The following is a 15936-nucleotide window of genomic DNA, read 5'->3' as shown; positions in this document are numbered from 1 at the left end:
CAGCAGTGGTGACCGGAGTCACCACGGACCGTCAGCGGGGGACGATGACCGTCTGGGCTGCCGCGACGTCGGGGGTGACGAGCAGGTCGGCCGCGTCGTCGGTGTTGCGCTTGAGCACGGCGAGGGCGATCGGGCCGTCCTCGTGGTGCCGGGCACGTGAGGTCACCCGGCCGACGACCTTGTCGCCGAGGAGCACGTCGGCGCCGATGTCGGGGAGGGTGTGGCCCGACCCGTCGAGGTGGAGGAAGGCCAGCCGGCGGGGCGGTCGGCCGAGGTTGTGGACCCGGGCGATCGTCTCCTGCCCGCGGTAGCAGCCCTTGTGCAGGTGGACGGCGGTGCGCAGCCAGTCCAGCTCGTGGGCGATCGTGCGGTGGTCGGTCTCGGCGCCGAGACGGGGCCGCCAGGCGGCAATGCGCAGGGCCTCGGCGGCCCAGGTGCCGACGAGCTCGCGGTCACCGACGACCGAAGGGAGGTCCGCCACCGGGACGATCACCTCGCGCCAGCGACGCTCCCGACCGGGGTGCGCCTCGGGTGCGGGTCCGTAGAGGGCGGAGTCACCCGCGAGCCGCGGCCAGGGGTCGAGCCAGGTCGGCGGCTCGCCCTCGGCCCCCTCGCGGGCGACGCCCTCGCCGAGGACGGCGTAGTCGTCGCTGACGTCGGCGACCTCGACGCGCAGCATGAAGCGCATCGAGTCCAGCCACGCCGCGAGCGCCGGCGCGGTGCCCGGCTCGACGGTGAGCCAGGTCGTCTCGCCGTCGTCGACGACGTGCAGGGCGTGCTCGACGTGCCCCTTGGGGGTGAGCACGAGCGTCTCGGTCGACGTGCGCGGCGGCAGGTCGACCAGCTGCTGGGAGGTGAGCGAGTGCAGCCACGACAGGCGGTCGGGGCCGGTCACGGTGACCACCCCGCGGTGCGAGAGGTCGACGACCCCGAGCCCCTCGGTGAGCAGTCGCTGCTCACGCAGCGGGTCGCCGTAGTGGGCGGCCACGCCGGCGTCGGGCCCGTCGCCGGGGACGGCGCCGGAGGTCTGGAGCAGCGGTGACGCGGTCATGGCACCAATCTACGACCCGACCGATCCGGCCCCCCCGCCCCCGTACCATGGCGGCATGCTCGAGGAGTTCGACGACGACACCACCGATGAGTCCACCCGCCGACGTCCCCGCCGCCGCATGGGGTGGGGGCGCCGGCTCACCGTGTCCGTGCTCGCCTTCCTCCTGCTCGTGGTCATCGGCATCGGTGGCTACGCCTGGTTCCTCAGCAGCAAGGTCGACCGCAACCTCGCCCGCGAAAACCTCTTGGGCGATGCCCGCAGCCAGACGGAGACGACCACCGGCAAGAAGCTCGTCGACGATGCCGGCACCAACTACCTGCTCATCGGCTCCGACGCCCGCCCGGGCGAGACCGCCAGCCGCGCCGACGTCATCCAGCTCGTCCACGTCGACGCCGACCACGACAAGGTCTGGATCATCCACTTCCCGCGCGACCTCTACGTGCCGATCCCGGGCCACGGCGAGGACAAGATCAACGCCGCCTATGCCTACGGCCAGTCCCCACTGCTCGTCCAGACGATCCAGGACCTCGTCGGCGTCAAGATCAACCACGTCGCCAAGACCGACTTCGAGGGCTTCAAGCAGCTGACCGACTCGCTCGGCGGTGTCCGGGTCAACAACGCCCAGGCCAGCCCCAAGTACGCCGAGGGCCCCCTGGACCTCAACGGCGACCAGGCCCTGGAGTACGTCCGCGAGCGCAAGACGCTCGCCGAGGGCGACATCTCCCGAGGCCAGCGCCAGCAGGCCTGGCTCAAGGGGATCATGTCCGAGACGCTCACCCCGGGCGTGCTGCTCAACCCGAGCAAGCTGGGCGGGGTCATCGACGCCGGCACCCAGCACACGATCGTCGACGAGGACCTGACGACCGGGACGATCCGCAGCGAGGCGATCAAGCTGCGCGGGGTCCGCGGCAGCGACATCCACTTCGTCACCGCACCCTTCAGCGGCTACGGGACCGCCCCCAACGGCGGCTCGATCGACATCCTCGACGAGGCCGGCATGGCCGACCTGAGCGATGCCCTGCGCACCGACCAGATGGAGAGCTACCAGGAGTAGCTAGCCGTCGACGCGCTTGAGCTCGGCGGACAGGTGGCTGGTCAGCGGCTGGCCCATCGCGCCCATGTCCATGACCCACATGAGGTTGGACTTGACCAGGCCGTACATCCGCTTGGCGGCGGCGTACTCCTTGGCGTGGGGGCTGCGGATGACGCCATCGGTCTGCAGCTCGATCCGCCCCGGCTCGACGGTGCCGTAGTACATCTCCACGATGCCGGTGGGGTGCACGAGGAGCAGCTCGGCCTCCCCTTCGCCGCCGGGACGCCAGAAGCCGAGCTCGGTGCCGGACGGACGCACCTTGTTGCCCTGCTCGTCGAGGATCCACGAGCGGCTCTCCCACCGCAGGAAGGGGCGCTCGTCGTGGGTGACGACGATCTCCTGGCCGAAGTTGGCCGACTCGATCGTCGGGTAGCCGAGGACGCCGGCGCCCTCCCAGCGGCCGACGAGCCAGGCCAGGGGTGCGATGTCGGGATGGATCGTGGGGTCGAGGGTGAACACCCGCCCATCGTAGAGCGGACCCGCCCGCGACCGGTCAGGCGAGCGGCAGCCTGGCGACGAGGTGGACGAGCGGGCCGGCGATGAGCACGGACGCCGCCCCCGCGGCGATGGCACCGGGCAGCGACTCGATCGCGCGCTGCTGCGACAGGGCCCGGCGCAGGGCCGCGGCCGAGCCCGCGGCGATGACGCCGAGCAGGGCCGACCACGCGGACACCGAGCCGGAGAGCAGCAGGTGGGCCAGCAGGCCGGCGAGGCCACCGGCGAGCATCGCCGCCGGGATCATCCAGGCGCTCGTGCCGGGACGCTCCAGCACGAGATCGGTCAGGGCCGCGACGGCCAGGCTCACGCCGACGATGACGACGGGGCCGTGGTTGTCGGCGTAGACGGTGCTCGTGAGCAGTCCTCCACCACCGATGAGCAGGATGCCCAGGGAGGTGCCGGCCAGCGCACGGGCCAGCTGCACGCGAGCCGGTGCCTGCAGCAGCGGGTGCAGGCACATGGCGATGATGCCGACCGCGAGCGCGGCGGGCACGTGCTCGAGGTAGGGCTCCTCGTCCTGGAGCGCGAGCGCCCCGCCCAGCGAGACGGCGGTGAGGCCGAGGACGACCGTGGTGCCCAGCGGGGTGCGTGAGTCGACGAGCGCCGGCCACCCCACGGCGAGGAGCAGCCCCGCGACGGTGACGGCGACGACCTCGACGAAGCGGTCGCCGGTCGCGGCCGCGGCGGCGAGGAGCAGTGCGGTGACGACGGTCGCGGCCGCGACGACGACGCGCGGACGGGCCGCGGGAGCCTGGGGATCCGCGGCGGCCCGGCTGTCGGCGCGCAGGGCACGTCGGGCGGCTCGGGTCTCGGGTTCGGCAGGTACAGGCGTGGGCACCCGGCGAGGGTAGCGGGCTCGCCACATATTCTGTCCGGTGATGGCCCGACTCCTGCTCCTCACGGACGACCTGGCGCCGAGCGCCGAGGTCCTTCCGGCCTTGGGGCTGCTCGGTCATCAGGTGCGCACCCTCCCGGCCGAGGCCTCGGCCATCGTCGACGCGCCGGCCGTCGACGTCGTCCTCGTCGACGCCCGCACCGAGCTGGTCCAGGCCCGCTCGCTGTGCCGGGTCATCCGCACCGCCGGCACCACGGTCCCCGTGATCGCGATCCTCACCGAGGGCGGCCTCACCGCGGTCAACGCCGAGTGGGCGGTCGAGGACATCCTCCTCGAGGGCGCGGGCCCGGCCGAGGTCGAGGCGCGGCTGCGCCTGGTGATGACCCGGTCCGATGCCGACGACGAGGACACCGACGAGCGGATCGTCGCCGGGGACCTGACGATCGACGAGGGCACCTACTCCGCCCGGCTGGGCAAGCGGCTCCTCGACCTGACCTACAAGGAGTTCGAGCTGCTCAAGCACCTCGCGCAGCACCCCGGCCGGGTCTTCACCCGGGCCCAGCTGCTCCAGGAGGTCTGGGGTTACGACTACTACGGCGGCACCCGCACCGTCGACGTGCACGTGCGGCGGCTGCGGGCCAAGCTCGGCAGCGAGCACGAGCAGCTCATCGGCACGATCCGCAACGTCGGCTACCGGTTCGTGCCGGCACACGACGACCAGACCGACCACGAGGCGGTGTCCCTGTGACCGTGACCATCACCCCCTTCGACGTCCTCGAGCCGAGCATGCTCGAGCAGGTGCGCACCGCGGCCGCGGCCGCGGCCGCCGCCGAAGTCGACGGCGTCGAGCCGCTCAGCGAGGCCTTCGTCCTCGCCCTGCCCCGGGCGGGTGACCACGTCGTCGCCACCGACGGCGACCGGCTCCTCGGCTACGCGGCGTGCGCCGACGACGGGTCCGTCGAGGCCTTCGTCGACCCCCGTGATCGGGCGAAGGGGGTCGGCACGGCTCTGCTGACGAGGGTCCTGGAGCGCCGACCCGACGCCCGGCCGTGGGCGCACGGGGACCTGCCGGCCTCCCGCGCGCTGGCCGAGAGCCTCGGCCTGCACGTCGTGCGCCGGCTGCTCGTGCTCTCCCGCGCGGTGCGCCCGGGCGACGAGGTCGACCCGACGCTGCCGGAGGGGCTGCGGCACCGCACCTTCCGACCGGGGCAGGACGAGGCGGCACTGCTCGCCGTCAACGCTGCGGCCTTCGTCGACCACCCCGAGCAGGGGGCCCTCGACGAGGCAGGTCTGGCCGAGCGCGCGGCCCAGCCGTGGTTCGACCCCGAGGGCGTGATCCTCCTCGAGGACGGCGACCCGAGCCGGCTCGCCGGCTTCCACTGGACCAAGATCGACCCGCCGGGCGGCGACCTCGGCGAGGTCTACGTCGTCGGGGTGCACCCCGACTGCCAGGGGCACGGCATCGCCGGGCCGCTCACCGGCCTGGGGCTGGCCCACCTCGCCCGCCGCGGGGTGCGCGAGGTCGAGCTCTACGTCGAGGGCGACAATGCACCGGCGCTGGCCACCTACGGCCGGGCGGGCTTCGAGCGCAAGGCGCTCCACGTGATGTATTCACGCGAGGTTCACCCCCCGATGGCAGGATGAGCGACATGTCGGATGCCTCCGCCCCAGCCCCACGGCCGGCCGTGCGCACCCCGCGGCCCGGCGCGGCCACCGGGGACGTCTCGATCAGCTCCTCGGCGCCCGACGCGACGCCCGAGCTGCGCCCCCGCGCGGCCAACGGCCGCTTCACCCGGGCCGGCTCCCACGAGGACGTCGCGGCACCCGACCTGCCGGTCGACCGCTTCCTCGACCGCGAGATCAGCTGGCTGCAGTTCAACGAGCGGGTCCTGCAGCTGGCCGCCGACGAGAGCGTCCCGCTGCTCGAGCGCGCCCGGTTCCTCGCGATCTTCACGAGCAACCTCGACGAGTTCTTCATGGTGCGGGTCGCCGGCCTCAAGCGCCGCATCGCCACCGGCATCGCGGTGCGCAGCCCCTCCGGGCTGGAGCCGCGCGAGGTGCTCGAGCAGATCGCCCGCATCGCCCACGACCTGACCCTCATGCAGACCCGCATCTTCGACGAGAGCGTGCGCCCCGCCCTCGCCGAGGAGGGCATCAACATCGTGCGCTGGAGCGAGATCGAGCAGGCCGAGCAGGACCGCCTGGGTGAGCTCTTCCGCGACCAGATCTACCCGGTACTCACCCCGCTCGCCGTCGACCCGGCCCACCCCTTCCCCTACATCTCCGGCCTCTCGCTCAACCTCGCGGTGATCCTCATCAACCCCAAGACGGGCAAGGAGCACTTCGCGCGGATCAAGATGCCGCCCTCGCTCCCGCGCTTCCTCAAGGTGCGCCGCGCCCAGGCGTCGGTGACCTCCGACCTCTTCGAGGCGCGCTTCGTGCCGCTCGAGGACGTCATCGCCGCGCACCTGCACCACCTCTTCCCCGGCATGGAGGTCCACGAGCACTACTCCTTCCGGGTCACCCGCAACGAGGACCTCGAGGTCGAGGAGGACGACGCCGAAAATCTCCTCGCCGCGCTGGAAAAGGAGCTGACCCGACGACGCTTCGGCCCGCCGGTGCGCCTGGAGGTCGAGGAGGACCTCGACGCCCACGTCATGGAGCTGCTGAGCCGCGAGCTCGGGGTCTCCGCCGACGAGGTCTACCGGCTGCCCGCCCCGCTCGACCTGCGGGGTCTCAACGAGATCGCCGACCTCGACCGCACCGACCTGCACTTCCCTCCCTTCGTCGCCCGGACCAATGCCGACCTGGCGCCGGCGGAGTCCGCCAAGGCCGCCAACCTCATCGGACGGATCGCCCGTCAGGACGTGCTACTGCAGCACCCCTACGACTCCTTCTCGACGTCGGTGCAGGCCTTCATCGAGCAAGCGGCCGCCGACCCGCACGTCCTGGCGATCAAGCAGACGCTCTACCGCACCAGCGGCGACAGCCCGATCGTCGACGCGCTCATCGACGCCGCGGAGGCGGGCAAGCAGGTGCTCGCCGTCGTCGAGATCAAGGCGCGCTTCGACGAGCAGGCCAACATCGAGTGGGCCCGCAAGCTCGAGCACGCGGGCGTCCACGTCGTCTACGGCATCGTCGGGCTCAAGACCCACTGCAAGCTCGCCCTCGTCGTGCGGCAGGAGCCCGACGGGGTCAAGCGCTACTGCCACGTCGGCACGGGCAACTACAACCCCAAGACGGCCCGGCTCTACGAGGACATGGGCATCCTCACCTCCGACCCCGAGGTCGGCGAGGACCTCACCCGGCTGTTCAACCAGCTGTCCGGCGTCGCGCCGCGCAGCAAGTTCAAGCGGCTGCTCGTCGCGCCCCGGCACATCCGCGACGGTCTCGTCGAGCGGGTCGAGCGCCAGGTCGAGCGCCAGCAACGCACGGGCGACGGCTACGTCGCGGTCAAGGTCAACTCCCTCGTCGACGAGGGGACGATCGACGCGCTCTACCGGGCGAGCCAGGCGGGGGTGCGGGTCGACGTCTGGGTCCGCGGCATCTGCGCGATCCGGCCGGGTGTCCCCGGCCTGAGCGAGACGATCCGCGTCCACTCCGTCCTCGGCCGCTTCCTCGAGCACTCCCGGATCTTCCTCTTCGGCACCGGCGCCGACCGCGAGGCCTGGATCGGCTCCGCCGACCTCATGCACCGCAACCTCGACCGGCGGGTCGAGGCTCTCGTGCGGATCAAGGAACCCCGCCACGTCGACCAGGTCTTCGACCTCGTTGAGCGGGGCATGTCCGGCGACTACGCCCACTGGAGCCTCGACGGCGACGGCCGCTGGACGCGAGTGCACCAGGGTGCCGACGGCGCCCCGCTGCCCGACATCCAGGCCACCCTGATCGCCATGCACGCCAAGCGTCGCCGCAAGGCACGGCGCTGACGATGGCCACCGTCCTGGCCGCGGGGACCCTGCCATGGCGTCGTCGCCGAGGACGCCTGCAGATCGCCCTCGTCCACCGGCCCCGCTACGACGACTGGTCATGGGCCAAGGGCAAGCTCGACCCCGGCGAGACCTTCCCCGTCGCCGCAGCGCGGGAGACCCTCGAGGAGACCGGGCTCCGCGTGCGGCTCGGGCACCCGCTGCCGACGACGACCTACACCGTCGCCTCGAAGTCGGGCCCGGCAGTCAAGGAGGTGCGCTACTGGGCCGCCGAGGTGACCGGCGGTGACGGCGGCCTCGTCCACGAGGTCGACGAGGTGGCCTGGCTCGAGGCCGGCGAGGCCCTCTCGCGGCTGACCTACCCCCACGACGTCGCCCAGGTCGAGGCGCTCATGGCCGCCGACGCCCGGGGCACCCTCTCGACCTGGCCCCTGGCCGTCGTGCGCCACGCCAGGGCCCACCCCCGGTCCTCGTGGACCGACGACGACTGGCTGCGCCCCCTCGACGACCGGGGCCGTGAGCAGGCGGCCGACCTCGTGCCCCTGCTCGCCGGCTACGGCATCGAGCGCCTCGTGAGCAGCCCCTCGACGCGCGCCACCGACACCCTCGCCCCCTACGCCACCGCGAGCGGCGAGCGGCTGCGGCTCAAGCCCGGCCTGTCGGAGGAGGGCCATGCCGCCGACCCGGCGAAGGCCCGCCACCACCTCGGCCGCCTGCTCGAGCGCGGCGTGCCCGCTGCCCTGTGCAGCCACGGACCGGTCCTGCCGGACCTCGTCGCCCTGCTCCTCGAGCGCAGCGACCCCTCCCTCGCCCCGGGCCTCGTCGGCCGGTCGGTCATCGAGGACGCCCTGATGACCGGTCTGGCGAAGGGGGAGGTGCTGCTCGTGCACGTCGTCGGCACGGGCGACGAGGCCCGGATCGTCGCGGCCGAGCGACACCACCCGCGCGACCGCGGCTGACGCGCGCGTTACCCCGCCCAGCCGCACTTCGCGACCCGACCACGCACTGTGCAGCCGTGATTCACCGACTGTTCACCGATCGCGACCCGTCCGGTCACCAGGCGTCCCTACCTTCGATGCGTACGACCACGGCGGTCGCGACGGACTGCCGTCGCGGAGCACGTGGCCAACCCCTGTAGAGAGGTTCGACAGACGTGACTCGTTCCACCCGCAGCCGCAAGGCCCTGACCGCCACCGCTGCTCTTGCCCTGACCTTCACCATGGCCGCCTGCGGCGCCGGCAACGAGGGCGGCGACTCCTCGTCCGGCGAGGGCGGCGACGCCTCGTCCGCTGCCGGCACGATCAAGGGTGCTGGCGCCAGCTCGATGGAGAAGGCCCAGAACGAGTGGATTGCCAAGTTCACCGAGGAGGCCCCTGACGCCACCGTCGAGTACGCCCCCGACGGCTCGGGCACCGGCCGCGAGAAGTTCATCAACGGCGCCGTGAACTTCGCCGGCACCGACTCCGCGATGGACGACGAGGAGATCGCCTCGGCCAAGGAGAAGGGCTGCACCGGCGAGACGATCCAGTTCCCGGTCTACGTCTCCCCGATCGCCGTCGCCTACAACCTCAAGGACGTCGAGGACCTCAACCTCAGCGCCCCGGTCATCGCCGACATCTTCTCCGGCAAGATCAAGAAGTGGAACGACCCGAAGATCGCCGCTGACAACGAGGGCGTCGACCTGCCCGACACCAAGATCACGCCGGTCAACCGCTCCGACGAGTCGGGCACCTCCAAGAACTTCTCCGCCTACCTCTCCGAGGCCGCTGCGGACAACTGGACGCACGAGCCCGAGGACGTCTGGCCGATCAAGGGTGGCGAGGCCGCCAAGGGCACCTCCGGTGTCGTCGACACCATCGGCGCCGGCGAGGGCAACATCGGCTACGCCGACGCCTCGCAGATCGGTGACCTCAAGGCCGCCAAGATCAAGGCCGGCGACGAGTTCATCGAGTACAGCCCCGACGCCGCCGCCAAGATCCTCGAGAGCGCCAAGCGCGTCGACGAGAGCAGCAAGACCAACTACGCCGTCGAGCTCGACCGCGGCAACGCGGGCGAGGGCGTCTACCCGGTCGTCCTGGTCTCCTACGCCGTCGCCTGCAGCGACTACGAGGACAAGGAGGTCGCCAACACGGTGAAGTCCTACCTCGAGTACGCGGTGTCGGAGGACGGCCAGAAGGCCTCCACCGAGGCGGCCGGCTCGGCCCCGCTCAGCGAGGCCGCGACCAAGAACGCGACCGACGCCCTGGGCCAGATCAAGACCGACTGACCTCAGTGACCCTCAGGGTCGATCCGATCGGCCCTGTGGCTGCAGTGCAGTCGCAGGGCCGATCGGCCTGTCGGCCCCCACTCAACTTCCCCACCCCCTGAAGGAAGCAGCAGGACACCGTGAGCAGCACCCCAGCAGTGGACTCCACCGGACGGAGCGAGCTGAAGTCCGGACGCCGGTTCGGCGACGCGATCTTCAGCGGTCTGTCCGTCTCGGCCGGAGCCGTCATCCTCCTCGTCCTCGTGGGGGTGACCTTCTTCCTCTTCTTCGGGGCCAAGGACGCCCTCGTGGCCGATCCCTCCGAGGTCCGCGGACAGGAGGGCCTGCTCGCCTACGTCGGGCCGCTGATCTTCGGCACCCTGCTTTCCTCGATCATCGCGCTGATCATCGCGGTGCCCCTGTCCATCGGCATCGCGCTCTTCATCAGCCACTACGCACCGCGACGCCTCGCGGCGGGCCTGGGGTACGTGGTCGACCTGCTCGCGGCCGTGCCTTCGATCATCTTCGGCCTGTGGGGCTTCCAGATCGCGCAAAGCGCGGTCCCGTCCTTCGAGTTCCTCCACGAGCACCTGGGCTTCATCCCGCTCTTCGGCGGCGAGTCGGTCACGACGACCGGACGCACGATGCTGATGATCGGCATCGTCCTGGCGATCATGATCCTGCCGATCATGACGGCCGTGAACCGCGAGGTCTTCCTCCAGACCCCGCGCCTGCACGAGGAGGCCTCGCTGGCCCTCGGCGCCACCCGCTGGGAGATGATCCGCCAGACGGTCATCCCCTTCGGCAAGTCCGGTGTCGTCTCCGGGTCCATGCTCGGCCTGGGCCGCGCCCTCGGCGAGACGATGGCCGTCGCGATCATTCTCTCCTCGAGCGGCGGCGGCTACTCCTGGGAGCTGCTGACGCCCAACACCCCCGGCACCATCGCCGGTGACATCGCGCTGAACTTCCCCGAGTCCTTCGGTGTCGAGCGCAGCACCCTCTTCGTCTCGGGTCTGGCGCTGTTCATCGTCACCTTCCTCGTCAACATGTTCGCCCGGTGGATCATCTCCCGCCGATCCGAGTTCTCTGGAGCCAACTGATGACCGCCACCACCCACGACGACGTCCAGGCGGAGGGTCGCCTGGGCCAGCCCGCCCGGGTGGCGATCCTCGCCGGTGCGGCCGTCGCCGCCATCGCCCTGCTGGCCGTGGTCGGCGGCCTGAGCCCGCTCACCGTCATCCTCGTCGGCGCGCTCTTCTACTGCATGGCCATCTACCTCGTCTCGCGCAGCATCGAGGGCTCCCGGCACGCCATGGACCGTCTGGTCACGGGCGTCGTCACGACGACCTTCCTGCTCGCCATGGTGCCGCTCGTCTCGGTGCTGTGGACGATCCTGTCCAAGGGCTTCGCCCGCTTCGACGTCGAGTTCTTCACCTACTCGATGCGCGGCGTGGCCGCCGGCGACACCGGCGGCGCCTACCACGCGATCATGGGCACGCTCATCACGACCGGGATCGCGACGCTGATCTCCGTACCGATCGGCCTCTTCGCCGCGATCTACCTCGTCGAGTACGGCAACAAGGGCCCGATGGCCCGGGGCCTGACCTTCTTCGTCGACGTCATGACCGGCATCCCGTCGATCGTCGCCGGTCTCTTCGCCATCGGCTTCTTCACGATGATCCTCGACGACGAGGCCTACCAGGCCGGCATCGTCGGCGCCGTCGCCCTGTCGGTGCTGATGATCCCGACCGTGGTGCGCTCCAGCGAGGAGATGCTGCGTCTGGTGCCCAACGAGCTGCGCGAGGCCAGCTACGCCCTGGGCGTCTCCAAGTGGCTGACGATCGTCAAGGTCGTTCTGCCCACCGCCATCGCCGGGCTCGCCACGGGCATCACCCTGGCCATCGCCCGCGTCATGGGTGAGACTGCTCCCCTGCTCATCACGATGGGTGCGGCCAAGGCCGTGAACTTCAACCCCTTCGACGGCTCGATGTCCGCCCTGCCGCTCTTCGCGTACAGCTCCTACGCCAACAACGGCAGCGACCCGACCGGCGGTCTGCTGGACGCCGCCTGGACCGCCGCACTGGTCCTCATGGTGATCGTCATGGTGCTCAACATCGTCGCCCGCCTCATCTCCAAGTTCTTCGCCCCCAAGACCGGTCGCTGACGCGACAGACAAGGAACCACGACGTGTCCAAGCGCATCGACGTCAAGAACCTCGACATCTACTACGGCGACTTCCTCGCCGTGAAGGACGTCTCCGTCACCATCGAGCCCCGGTCGGTCACCGCCCTCATCGGCCCCTCGGGCTGCGGCAAGTCGACCTTCCTCCGGTCGCTCAACCGCATGCACGAGGTCATCCCGGGCGCCCACGTCCAGGGCGAGGTCGTCATCGACGGGGAGAACCTCTACGGCAAGGGTGTCGACCCGGTCATGGTCCGCCGCAAGGTCGGCATGGTCTTCCAGAAGCCCAACCCCTTCCCCACCATGTCCATCCGCGAGAACGTCCTCGCCGGCGTCAAGCTCAACAACAAGCGGATCAAGAAGTCCGACGCCGACGAGCTGGTCGAGACCAGCCTGCGCGGCGCCAACCTGTGGAACGAGGTCAAGGACCGCCTCGACAAGCCCGGCTCGGGCCTCTCGGGTGGTCAGCAGCAGCGGCTGTGCATCGCCCGCACCATCGCGGTCCGGCCCGAGGTCGTCCTCATGGACGAGCCGTGCTCGGCCCTCGACCCGATCTCCACGCTCGCCGTCGAGGACCTCATCGCCGAGCTCAAGGAGAACTACACGATCGTGATCGTGACCCACAACATGCAGCAGGCGGCCCGGTGCTCGGACCGGACCGGCTTCTTCAACATCGAGGGCACCGGCAAGCCCGGCCAGCTCGTGGAGTTCGACGACACCCAGAAGATCTTCAACAACCCGAGCGAGAAGGCGACCGAGGACTACATCTCCGGCCGCTTCGGGTGAGAGACCTCCCCTTCGTCGGGGAGCGAAGGGGGAAACGGCGAGGCCGGCGGATCCGACAGGGGGGATCCGCCGGCCTTCGTCGTCCCGGGAGGGTGGGGCGTCAGACCCCGGTGAGCGGCCGCAGGACCCACATGAAGAGGACGGCCGTCAGGCCCGCACCGGGGAAGGTGAAGATCCACGCACCGACGATGCTCTTGGCCACGCCCCAGCGCACCGCCTTGAGCGAACGGGTCGAGCCCACGCCCATGATGGCTGCGGTGATCGCGTGCGTCGTCGAGATCGGGGCCTTGAGCATCGTCGCGACGTAGAGGATCGAGGCGGCGGTCAGCTCGGCCGCGAAGCCCTGCGGCGGGTCCAGGTGGATGATGCCGCGCCCGAGGGTGCGCATGATCCGCCAGCCGCCGGAGTAGGTGCCCATCGAGATGACGACGGCCGACATGACGAGGACCCACATCGGGATGTGGTGGTCGTCGGAGGACTGGTAGCCCGAGACCGTCAGGGCCAGGACGACGACGCCCGCGGTCTTGGCGGCGTCCTGCATGCCGTGGCCGAAGGCCATGGCGGCCGCCGAGGCGGTCTGCGCCATGCGGAAGCCGCGCTTGGTCCGGCCGGGGTTGGAGTCACGGAAGATCCGCAGGATGAGCTTCATGACGAGGTAGCCGACGAAGATGCCGACGATCGGCGAGACGACCATCGGCACGACGACCTTCTCGAGGATGCCCGTCCACTTCACCGTCGCGCCGGCCGCCAGCGCCGCCCCGCCCAGACCGCCGATCAGGGCGTGCGAGGACGAGGACGGCAGACCGAACCACCAGGTGAGCATGTTCCACCCGATGGCGCCGAGCAGGGCCGCGGCGCACAGGACGAGACCGAGGTGGCCGTCGGGCGCCTCGATGATGCCCTTGCCGACCGTCTCGGCGACCTTGGCACCGAAGAAGGCACCGACGAGGTTGGCCACGGCCGCCATGAGGAGCGCCGCCCGCGGCGTCAGGGCGCGGGTCGAGACCGACGTGGCGATCGCATTGGCCGCGTCGTGGAAGCCGTTGGTGTAGTTGAAGCCCATCGCCAGGAGGGTGACGACGGCCACGGGGAGCCACTCCACGAGGGTCAGGACTCCTTGATGGCGATGCTCTCGACGCGGTGCGCGACACCCTCGAAGGCGTCGGCCCCCTGCTCGAGGCGCTCGATGATGTCCTTGTGCTTGATGACCTCGATCGGGTCGGTCACCGCCCCGTCGAAGAGGTCACCGAGGAGGGTGCGGTAGATGACGTCGCCCTCGTTCTCGAGCCGGTTGATCTCGACCCAGTACTCGGGCAGGGACTTCATGCCGGCCAGCCGGGGCATCGCGTCGGCGGTCAGCTCGGCCATGCGCACGATGACGCCCATCTGCCGGGAGACGTCGGGCATCAGCCCCTCCATCCGGTAGAGGACGATGTGCTGCCCGACCGACTCGAGGATGTCGGTGCAGTCGTCGAGGGCTGCCGCCAGCTCGAGGATGTCGACGTGGTCGAAGGGGGTGACGAAGCTCGAGTTGACCTTGTGGATGATCGCGTGGGTCGCCTCGTCGGCCTCGTGCTCGATGTCCTTGAGCCGCGGGAGCATCTCGGCACGATCGGCCGGCGGTGCAGCGATGAGCTGGGTGAGCAGCTCGGCAGCGGTCACCGCATGGCGGGCGCTGTCGGCGAGGAGCTGGAAGAAGGCATCGTCCCGGGCAGAAGCCGGTCTGAAGAAGGCCACGGTGTGGGTCTCCGGATCAGGGGATGGAGTCAGTGGTCGGTGCACAGCCTAGAACCGACTCGCCACCTGTGCGTCATCGGGAGTTCACACGGCACCGTGGGGAGTGCGCCGGGTCGGGAGCGCCTCACGGCGCACGGCCGCTCGTAGCGGCGAATTTTGGGACCCGGGGCTACCGCGACCCGGCGCACCGACACAGCGTAACGGCGATGAAGGTCACGATGTTCCCGCGGCTCAGTCCAGGCTGCCGGCGCGCCACAGCCGGGCGCTCGCCTCGAGGTCCTCGGCCGTGCCCACCATGGCCGCCGCGGCGGTGACGTCACCGTCGTCGAGGCTCGCCCGACCGGTGGCCACGACGCGGCAGAAGGCCGCGGCGCGCTCGAGCGCCACGGCGAGGTCGCCGTCGAAGATGCCTCCGAGGATCCGGTCGGACAGGTCGCGCACCTCGTCGGCACCCGGTGGGTCGACGACGCCGGCGATCGCGTGGTTGACCTGCGCCACGGCCATGCCGGCCGCGTACTCGCGCGCCGCCACCTCGGGCCCGCGCTGGATCCAGGCGCGCAGCACGTAGACCCGCCACAGTGCGCCGGGCAGCGAGCGAGCCGGGCGGTCGGCCCACAGCTGGGCCAGGGTGTCGATGCCGACGTCCTCGACGAGGCGCACGAGGCGCGCGGTCGTCTCCGGCGAGGCACCGCCGCGTCCGGCCTCGACGACCGTCTGCGCCGCTGCGTGGGCCGCGGCGGCCGTCTCGGCGGGGTCGGGCAGGGTGCCGCCGTGCGCCTCCATGGCGTCGGGACCGAAGTGGAGCGGCCGGCGGGGACGGCCCGGCTCGCCCACGGTCAGGCCCGGTTGCGGTTGAGCAGGGCGCGCACGAGGGTCACGGCCTCGGACTGCGAGAGCTCGGTGCGTGAGGTCTCCCAGGACGCGTGCAGCAGGCGACGCATCTCGGAGTTGGCCCACAGGTGCTTGCCGCCGAGGTTGTCGGCGGCGTCCTCGAGCGCGGCCGGCACGTCGCCCTCGGGCGCGAGCTCGGCGATGCCCCAGTCGTCGGCGGTCGCCGCGTCGAGGGTGCGTCCACCGAGGCCGAAACTCAGAGCGCGCTGCTGCCCGATGGCCCGGGGCAGCAGCCAGGCCAGGCCCGGGTCGGGCGCACCGGTGCCGCCCTTGGGGGCGACGCAGAAGGTCGCGTCGTCGGCGCAGAAGGCGAGGTCACCGGCGAGGACGAGGCCCAGACCGGACCCCATGGCGCGGCCGTGGACACCCACGAGGACGAGCTTGCTCGAGGAGTTGAGCAGGGCGAAGAGCTCCTCGAGGGCGGCCGCGAGCTCGAAGACCGCGGTCGTCGGGTCGTCCGCCGACTCGGCATCGATCGTGTCGGACCCCAGGCAGAAGTCCGCGCCGTTGGCCGTGAGCGTCATGATGTCGACATAGGGGTCCCCGAGCGCCCGCTCGACGGCCTCGCGCAGGGCGCGGGCCATCTCGAGGTCGAGCGCGTTGCCGGCCTCGGGCCGGTCGAGGACGATGCGGGCAAGGCGGTCGGATGCTTCGTACGTGACTCCCACACCACGCACCTTAGTCACCACG

At 71.0% G+C, this 15936-nt stretch carries 16 protein-coding genes; 9 read left to right on the top strand and 7 right to left on the bottom strand.

What is annotated here, in order from left to right:
* Nucleotides 1-31: 31 nt before the first annotated feature.
* Entirely contained in the window at nt 32-1051 is a 1020-nt protein-coding gene (locus tag H7A72_RS01455) for a folate-binding protein YgfZ (protein WP_185221402.1), read from the bottom strand.
* 55 nt (nt 1052-1106) lie between these two features.
* Here H7A72_RS01455 and H7A72_RS01450 point away from each other — a divergent pair, with 55 nt between their 5' ends.
* Nucleotides 1107-2105: an LCP family protein gene (locus H7A72_RS01450; protein ID WP_185221401.1), complete on the top strand. Its 999-nt coding sequence runs from the start codon at nt 1107-1109 to the stop codon at nt 2103-2105.
* Here H7A72_RS01450 and H7A72_RS01445 read toward each other — a convergent pair whose 3' ends face one another.
* Both H7A72_RS01445 and H7A72_RS01440 read right to left on the bottom strand, forming a co-directional pair.
* Nucleotides 2106-2603 carry an FABP family protein gene (locus H7A72_RS01445; protein WP_084451479.1) on the bottom strand — a complete coding sequence of 166 codons (498 nt, stop codon included), beginning with the start codon at nt 2601-2603 and terminating at the stop codon, nt 2106-2108.
* A 34-nt stretch (nt 2604-2637) separates the two neighbouring features.
* Entirely contained in the window at nt 2638-3480 is an 843-nt protein-coding gene (locus H7A72_RS01440) for a hypothetical protein (RefSeq protein ID WP_185221400.1), read from the bottom strand.
* 40 nt (nt 3481-3520) lie between these two features.
* Here H7A72_RS01440 and H7A72_RS01435 point away from each other — a divergent pair, with 40 nt between their 5' ends.
* From H7A72_RS01435 to pstB, 8 genes are all read left to right on the top strand, one after another.
* Nucleotides 3521-4225 carry a response regulator transcription factor gene (locus H7A72_RS01435; protein WP_185221399.1) on the top strand — a complete coding sequence of 235 codons (705 nt, stop codon included), beginning with the start codon at nt 3521-3523 and terminating at the stop codon, nt 4223-4225.
* Nucleotides 4222-5121 (top strand): mycothiol synthase, encoded by a 900-nt coding sequence (gene mshD / locus H7A72_RS01430; RefSeq protein ID WP_223277732.1) that lies wholly within the window; start codon nt 4222-4224, stop codon nt 5119-5121. The genes H7A72_RS01435 and mshD overlap by 4 nt, the downstream gene beginning before the upstream one ends.
* A gap of 5 nt (nt 5122-5126) precedes the next feature.
* The gene (locus H7A72_RS01425; RefSeq protein WP_185221398.1) at nt 5127-7406 is read left to right on the top strand and encodes an RNA degradosome polyphosphate kinase; all 2280 of its coding nucleotides are present in this window, start codon (nt 5127-5129) and stop codon (nt 7404-7406) included.
* A 2-nt stretch (nt 7407-7408) separates the two neighbouring features.
* Nucleotides 7409-8365 carry an NUDIX hydrolase gene (locus tag H7A72_RS01420; protein ID WP_185221397.1) on the top strand — a complete coding sequence of 319 codons (957 nt, stop codon included), beginning with the start codon at nt 7409-7411 and terminating at the stop codon, nt 8363-8365.
* 194 nt (nt 8366-8559) lie between these two features.
* Complete coding sequence (gene pstS, locus H7A72_RS01415; protein WP_223277731.1) at nt 8560-9672, top strand: phosphate ABC transporter substrate-binding protein PstS; 1113 nt, start codon at nt 8560-8562, stop codon at nt 9670-9672.
* Nucleotides 9673-9809: 137 nt separating this feature from the next.
* On the top strand, nt 9810-10751 hold the full coding sequence (gene pstC, locus H7A72_RS01410) for a phosphate ABC transporter permease subunit PstC (RefSeq protein ID WP_185222251.1): 942 nt from the start codon (nt 9810-9812) through the stop codon (nt 10749-10751).
* Nucleotides 10751-11815 (top strand): phosphate ABC transporter permease PstA, encoded by a 1065-nt coding sequence (gene pstA / locus H7A72_RS01405; RefSeq protein ID WP_185221396.1) that lies wholly within the window; start codon nt 10751-10753, stop codon nt 11813-11815. Before pstC ends, pstA begins: the two co-directional genes overlap by 1 nt.
* Before the next feature lie 23 nt (nt 11816-11838).
* Complete coding sequence (gene pstB / locus H7A72_RS01400) at nt 11839-12618, top strand: phosphate ABC transporter ATP-binding protein PstB (RefSeq protein ID WP_072623531.1); 780 nt, start codon at nt 11839-11841, stop codon at nt 12616-12618.
* Nucleotides 12619-12718: 100 nt separating this feature from the next.
* Here the strand turns inward: pstB and H7A72_RS01395 are convergent, their stop codons facing one another.
* The 4 genes from H7A72_RS01395 to H7A72_RS01380 form a co-directional block, all read right to left on the bottom strand.
* A complete protein-coding gene (locus H7A72_RS01395; RefSeq protein WP_305066840.1) occupies nt 12719-13720 on the bottom strand; it encodes an inorganic phosphate transporter in 1002 nt (333 codons plus the stop codon).
* A 5-nt stretch (nt 13721-13725) separates the two neighbouring features.
* Nucleotides 13726-14355 carry a DUF47 domain-containing protein gene (locus tag H7A72_RS01390; protein ID WP_084451491.1) on the bottom strand — a complete coding sequence of 210 codons (630 nt, stop codon included), beginning with the start codon at nt 14353-14355 and terminating at the stop codon, nt 13726-13728.
* A 231-nt stretch (nt 14356-14586) separates the two neighbouring features.
* Entirely contained in the window at nt 14587-15189 is a 603-nt protein-coding gene (locus H7A72_RS01385) for a hypothetical protein (RefSeq protein WP_185221395.1), read from the bottom strand.
* 2 nt (nt 15190-15191) lie between these two features.
* Nucleotides 15192-15914 (bottom strand): enoyl-CoA hydratase/isomerase family protein, encoded by a 723-nt coding sequence (locus H7A72_RS01380; RefSeq protein ID WP_159451198.1) that lies wholly within the window; start codon nt 15912-15914, stop codon nt 15192-15194.
* Nucleotides 15915-15936: the final 22 nt, after the last annotated feature.

Source organism: Janibacter sp. YB324 (assembly GCF_014217915.1).
In the GTDB taxonomy this organism is placed as follows: domain Bacteria; phylum Actinomycetota; class Actinomycetes; order Actinomycetales; family Dermatophilaceae; genus Janibacter; species Janibacter indicus.
This window is presented reverse-complemented; position numbering and strand designations above follow the sequence as displayed.